Below are 6614 nucleotides of genomic sequence, written 5' to 3' on the forward strand. Positions count from 1 at the left end.
GAAGAAGCGCCGAGCCGGCCGTTTTCTCCTGATGGTCGCGCTGCCCGCGGCGCTGCTTGCCGGCGGTGCTTACGTCTGGGTTACCGGCGGCCGCTACCAGGAGACCGAGAACGCCAACCTGCAGCAGGCCAAGGTGTCAATCGCGTCCGACACGGCGGGCCGCATCGTCAAGGTCGGCATCGCCGACAACCAACTCGTCAAGCAGGGTGACGTGCTGTTCGCCGTCGATCCCGAATCCTACCGGATCGCGCTCGCCCAGGCCGACGCGGCGGTCGCCACCGCGCGCCTCAATGTCGAGCAGTTGCGCGCCGCCTACAGCCAGGCGATGGCGCAGGAGAAGTCCGACACCAGCGAAGTCGCCTACGCGCAGTCGCAATATGACCGCGCCGCCGACCTTGCCCAGAAGGGCATCAACGCCAAATCGTCGCTGGACGAGGCGAAGAACGACCTCGACAAGGCCAGGCAGCAGCTCGCGGTAGCCGAGCAGGGCATCATCAGCGCCAAGGCGGCACTCGGCGGCAACCCGGATATCGAGACCGACAAGCACCCGACGGTGATGGCAGCGCTCGCCGCGCGCGACAAGGCCGCCTATGACCTGGCGCAGACCACGGTCACGGCGCCGGCGGATGGCGTCATCAGCCAGGCTTCCTCGTTCAAGCCCGGCCAGTATGTCGCCGTCGGCACGCCACTGTTCACGCTGGTCGAGACCGGCGACACCTGGATCGACGCCAATTTCAAGGAGACCCAGCTTACCCACATGAAGCCGGGCCAGAAGGCGGAGATCATCGTCGACACCTATCCGGGCAAGACCTTCGAGGCCACCGTCAAGGCGATCGGCGCCGGCACCGGGGCGGAGTTCTCGCTGCTGCCGGCGCAGAACGCCACCGGCAACTGGGTCAAGGTCACCCAGCGTATTCCGGTGCGCCTGGAACTGACCGATCCTGACGCAAAAATAGCGCTGCGCACCGGCATGAGCGCCACCGTCACCGTCGACACAGGCGTTGCGCGCGGCCTGCCGAAGATCTTCGGCCACGCCACGGCCGGCGAGGCGACTGAGTAAAAGACGATGCCGGGCGCCTTGGCGGCCGGTTGAACAATGCCGGGAAGCCCGCCGGACCGGCGGTGGATGTGAATGGCAGGGGATTGGTCCGTGGGAGGAGTGGGAAGGAGAGGTTGGACCCGGCCGCGTCGCGGCTTGATCGAAACCTCCGATCCTTCGGCATGGGATCCTTCGGTCCTCAGGTTTCCGGGCGGCGGCGCCCGTACAAACGAGACGCTCGGTCGATGTAACCCCCACATCGATAGTCGCGTCCCACCGCGATGAGGGTCTCTCCAAGGCCTCGCCGCCCGGAAACCTTCGTGTACACGTTTTTGTTACCTGCTGGAAGATTGGCATCATGAGCAGCCCAGAGCCCTTTCGAGACGTGCCGCACCGCGGCCTGATCACGGTCGCGCTCATGCTGGCGACGGTCATGCAGGCGCTCGACACCACCATCGCCAACGTCGCGCTGCCGACCATGACCGGCGATCTCGGCGCCTCGCCGGACAACATCAACTGGGTGCTGACCTCCTACATCGTCGCCGCCGCGATCATGACGCCGGTCACCGGCTGGCTGGCCGACCGCCTCGGCCGCAAGGAACTGTTCCTGACGGCCGTCGTCGGCTTCACCATCTTCTCCATGCTGTGCGGCCTGGCGTGGAGCCTCGAGACCATCGTCCTGTTCCGGTTGATGCAAGGCGTGTTCGGTGCCGCGATCGTACCGCTGTCGCAGACCTTCCTGCTCGACATCAACCCGAAGGAGCGCCACGGCCAGGCGATGGCGATCTGGGGCGCGGGCATCATGCTGGGGCCGATCCTGGGCCCGACGCTGGGCGGCTGGCTGACCGAGAATTTCAACTGGCGCTGGGTGTTCTTCATCAACCTGCCGGTCGGCATCCTCGCCTTCCTTGGCATGGCCGCCTATCTGCCGGCCGTTGCCCGGCGGGTGCGCAGCTTCGATTTCTTCGGCTTCGCCATGATATCGCTCGGCGTCGGCGCATTGCAGCTGATGCTGGATCGCGGCGGCGAGGTCGACTGGTTTTCCGCGGTCGAGATCTGGATCGAGCTCGGCCTGGCCATCACCGGCTTCTGGGTGTTCACCATCCACACAGTGACGGCCGAGCACCCGTTCATCGATCCCAAGATCTTCCTCGACCGCAATTTCGTGACCGGCCTGGCGTTCATCTTCGTCATGGGCGTGCTCATCCTGGCCTCGATGTCGCTGCTGCCCCCGATGCTGTCGACCATCTTCGGTTATCCCACCATGACCATCGGCGTCGTCATCGGTCCCCGCGGCGTAGGCACGATGATTTCGATGCTCGTCGTCGGGCGGCTCATGAGCAAGATCGACGCCCGCATCCTCGTCGTCATCGGCTTCCTTTTGACCGCGCAATCGCTCTACACCATGTCCAGCTTCTCGCCGCAGATGGATAACTGGCTCATCCTCAGTTCCGGCGTCATCCAGGGGCTGGGCATGGGAATGGTGTTCGTGCCGCTGTCGACGGTCGCCTTCGCCACGCTCGACGCGCGCTACCGCACCGATGCCACCGCGCTGTTCAGCCTGGTGCGCAATCTCGGCTCCTCGATCGGCGTGTCGGTGGTGACGGTCCTGATGGTGCGCAACACCCAGATCAACCACACCGAGCTTTCGGCCTTCATCAACCCGTTCAACCCAAATCTCTGGGCCGCTTCGCCGGCGGCGGCGAGCGGCGATCCGACGGCGCTGTCGCAGATCGATCGGCTGGTCAACATCCAGGCGATGATGATCTCCTACGTCAACGATTTCAAAATCCTGATGGTGATGACGCTGCTTGCCATTCCGTTCGTCTTCCTGCTGCGCAAGCCGAAGGCGGCGCCGGCGGGCGGCGCGTCAGCAGCGCATATGGACTGACGTTTGCTGACGCAATTCCAGGAAAAGTGTGAAACGGTTTTCCGTCCGGAATTGCGTACAAACAAATAGTCAGACCAGTTCAGCGGTTCTACCAGACGCTAAACTGCTCTGACCGGCGCGGCGTAGCGGCCGCGCCTGCATCCGGGACTCAAAAAATCGTGGCTAGGGAACAGCGCCAGGATTTTCAGATAGACACAACCTACCGCTCCCGGTTCACCTACCATTAGTATATATCGATCACGATGCGGTCGCTTTTGGGTTGAAGGCGAGCCGTGTTGCTTTGCGCCGGCACCAAACTGGAGGAACTCTGTTTGGGCACGAAATCATCCAGGAAAGCCGCCGAAGCACCCGAGTCGGCCAATCTTGCGGCGCTGGCAAAGCTGACGATGGCTTCATACGAAACGCTTGAGCGCGATCTTCGAGCCAGGATCGCATCGCTCGAAGGGCAGGCGCTGCGATTTGAGACGGCGATCGACAACGTTTCGCAGGGCATCTGCTTTTTCGACGCCGGTGAACGGCTGATCCTGTCCAACCGCCGCTATGCGGAAATCTACCACATTGCGCCTGAGCAATTGCGGCCGGGGCTAACGCTCCGGGAAATCGTCGCACTTCGCGTCGCTGTCGGAACCTCCGCGACCGATGCCGACGCCTATCTTGCATTGGCCCGCTCCGTCAATTCGGGCACGGCACCAAGAGTATGGACCGCCAACCTCGCCGACGGTCGGACAATTCAGGTCTGCCACCAGCCTATGCCCGACGGCAGTTGGGTGGCCACGCATGAGGACATTACGGCGCTCGCTGCCAATCAACAGATCGCCGCTGAGCGCATCTCGCTGCAAACGCTGATCGACTGGGTGCCCGACTATCTCTGGGTCAAGGACACGGAAAGCCGCTTCATCGTGGCGAACAGGGCTCTCGCGCTCGACAGCGGAAGGGAGAAGACCAGCGACATGGTCGGTTTGACCGATTTTGATCTCCATGCCCCGGAACTTGCTCGGAAATTTCGCGCTGTGGAGCAGAACGTGCTCAGCAGCGGGCAACCAATGATCGACAAGGAAGAGTTCATTGTCGATGCATTGGGCGCCGGCAAGTGGGTGTCATCGACAAAGGTGCCGCTGCGCAATGCCCAGAATGACGTCATCGGACTGGTTGGCATCGCTCACGATGTCACCGCACGCAAGCAGGCGGACGTCCTTCGGGACGGGCAGGCGCATATCCTGGAAATGATCGCAATGAGCGCCCTGCTCGAAGACGTGCTCGACCGTCTGATGCGCCTCGTCGAGTCGCAGTTGACGGGGATATTCGGTTCCGTCCTGCTGCTCGACAAGGACGGCAGCCATTTGCGGCACGGCGGCGCGCCGAGCCTGGCGAAAGAATATACCGATGCCATCGACGGGATCGCCATCGGCCCTAAGGTTGGATCATGTGGCACCGCCGTCTACCGGCGGGAGCCGGTCATCGTCGCGGACATCATGCAGGACCCGCTTTGGGAAGAATACCGTCAGGTGGTGGCGCCCTTCGGCTATCGTTCTTGCTGGTCGACCCCGATCCTATCGCATCAAGGCGCCGTGCTCGGTGTCTTTGCGATGTATTCGATGACGGTGCGCGAACCGACCGAGGCCGAAACGCGGCTGATCGACTTCACGACACGGATTGCAGGGATCGCCATCGAGCGCAAACTGGCTGAAGACCAGATTCATTTCATGGCCAACCATGATGTGCTGACAGGGCTTCCAAATCGCGCTCTGCTCGAGGACCGGCTCTCGCAGGCTCTGCTCTATGCGCAGCGGTACGATCGCTGGGTGACGGTGGTGTTCATCGACCTCGACAATTTCAAACTCGTCAACGACACGCTCGGCCACAACGCCGGCGACGTACTGCTGAAGACCGTCGCCAACCGCATGGTCGAATGCGTAAGGCCGACCGACACAGTCGTGCGGCTTGGCGGCGACGAGTTCGTCATAGTCCTGTTCGACCAGCCGACGAATGTCGATCTGATCTCCGAGACCCTGCAAAAGATCCGGGCAGCGATCGCGGAGCCGGTTCATCTGGGAAGGCATCGGCTGAGGGCGACGGCCAGCATCGGCATCGCCAACTATCCCAAGGATGGGACGAATCCAGATCAGCTGCTGGCCAATGCCGATGCTGCCATGTACCGCGCGAAGGAATTCGGCCGCGACAATTTCCAGTTCTACGCTCCCGAGTTCAACACCAGGGCGCATGAGAAATTCCTGCTTCAGGAGGAGTTGCGAAATGCCCTGGCTCGCTCGGAATTCATTCTGCTCTATCAGCCGCAGGTCGATCTTCGCTCAGGAGACGTCTTTGCGGTCGAGGCTTTGCTGCGTTGGAAGCATCCGACGCGAGGCATGGTGGCGCCGGACACGTTCATTCCGACCGCCGAGGAGACCGGGCTGATCGTACCGATCGGCGACTGGGTCCTGCACGAAGCCTGTCGGCAGAACAAGGCCTGGCAGGATGCCGGTCTGCCACCCCTGACCGTATGCGTAAACGTCTCGGCGCGGCAATTCAGGGAACCGAACCTGATTGGCCGTGTCGTGAACGCGCTGACGGACAGCGGCCTGGAGGCCAGGCATCTCGAGCTCGAGGTAACCGAGAGCCTTATCATGCAGGACGTCGAATTGGCGGTCGCGACGATGGACGCCTTGCAGAGCCTGGGGGTTCAGATTTCGATCGACGATTTCGGAACAGGCTATTCCAGCCTCAGCGCGCTCAAGACCTTTCCCGTGGCGCGGCTGAAGATCGACAAGTCATTCATCAAGGATCTCGCCGCCGACGAGAACGATCAGGCTGTCGCCAGCGCCGTGATTTCACTGGGTCAGAATCTGCATCTTAGGGTCATTGCCGAGGGCGTCGAGACAGACGACCAGGTGGCCTTCCTGCGCAAGAACAATTGCGATGAAATGCAGGGCTATCATTTCAGCAAGCCGGTCTCTGCCCAGGGCATCGAGAAACTGCTCCACACGGCGAGCGTGGCGGATGACGGCCAAGGCGTTCCGGCGTCGGGAACTCTGACGACAAAACAGGGATAGGCGAGGCCTATCTCCCGAGCACGAGGCTCCAGTAGCGCAGGCTCGGATCGCGGCCGTCGCGCACATAGGCGAGGCCGAAGCGGGAAAAGTCCGAGTCGAGCATGTTGCGGCGGTGGCCGTCCGAATGCATCCAGATGTCGAACAGCTTCTGCAGGTCGAAGCGGCCCTCGGCGATGTTCTCGCCTGCGGCGCCGCGTACGCCGTTGTCCTTCATGCGCGAGGCGAAGTCCTTGCCCCAGCCGGTGGTGTGGCTCATGCGGGCACGTGACGCCATATAGCCGGCCTGCTGCAGCGCCGCCTGTTCGAGCTGCGCATCGGCCGCCAGTGGCGGCAGCCCGGCCGAAGACCGGATGCCGGCGAGCGTCCCGGTGGCGGAGGAGGAGACCCCGGCGCCTTCTCCGGTCGGCAGCACAGTGGTCGAGCATGCGGCGAGCCCGGCCAAAGCGGCTATGCCAGCGCCTTTGAGCAGCAGGCGCCTGTTCAGGTCCGGGATCTGGTGGGTTTCGATTCTAGCAACGGTCATGCCCGCCTGACATAATGGCGATCATGGCTTTTGCCGGGCAGGGCGACGAAAATCTCCCGACGCGCCTGGTCCTAGGCGGCTTTCGCGGCGGGCGAACCTTTGCCCATCCGG

4 protein-coding genes are annotated in these 6614 nt (G+C 62.8%); 3 read left to right on the top strand and 1 reads right to left on the bottom strand.

The features are described 5' to 3' along the window. The 3 genes from EN745_RS26625 to EN745_RS26635 form a co-directional block, all read left to right on the top strand. Positions 1-1060, top strand: a 1060-nt coding sequence (locus tag EN745_RS26625) for an HlyD family secretion protein (RefSeq protein ID WP_145992143.1), incomplete at its 5' end; no start/stop codon positions are given. Between the two features lie 337 nt (positions 1061-1397). After that, positions 1398-2930 carry a DHA2 family efflux MFS transporter permease subunit gene (locus EN745_RS26630; protein ID WP_127422637.1) on the top strand — a complete coding sequence of 511 codons (1533 nt, stop codon included), beginning with the start codon at positions 1398-1400 and terminating at the stop codon, positions 2928-2930. A gap of 386 nt (positions 2931-3316) precedes the next feature. Continuing rightward, positions 3317-5980, top strand: coding sequence for an EAL domain-containing protein (locus tag EN745_RS26635; protein ID WP_245487844.1), 2664 nt, complete (start codon positions 3317-3319; stop codon positions 5978-5980). Positions 5981-5987: 7 nt separating this feature from the next. On the opposite strand, the gene EN745_RS26640 is transcribed toward EN745_RS26635, so the two are convergent. Then, a complete protein-coding gene (locus EN745_RS26640; RefSeq protein ID WP_127406362.1) occupies positions 5988-6503 on the bottom strand; it encodes a CAP domain-containing protein in 516 nt (171 codons plus the stop codon). Positions 6504-6614: the final 111 nt, after the last annotated feature.

This window comes from Mesorhizobium sp. M4A.F.Ca.ET.022.05.2.1 (assembly GCF_003998845.1).
In the GTDB taxonomy this organism is placed as follows: domain Bacteria; phylum Pseudomonadota; class Alphaproteobacteria; order Rhizobiales; family Rhizobiaceae; genus Mesorhizobium.

Excerpts from the sequence above, each read along its gene's own strand:
- EN745_RS26630 (WP_127422637.1), top strand. The coding sequence starts at position 1,398 with ATGAGCAGCCCAGAGCCCTTTCGAGACGTGCCGCACCGCGGCCTGATC.
- EN745_RS26635 (WP_245487844.1), top strand. The coding sequence starts at position 3,317 with ATGGCTTCATACGAAACGCTTGAGCGCGATCTTCGAGCCAGGATCGCA.
- EN745_RS26640 (WP_127406362.1), bottom strand. The coding sequence starts at position 6,503 with ATGACCGTTGCTAGAATCGAAACCCACCAGATCCCGGACCTGAACAGG.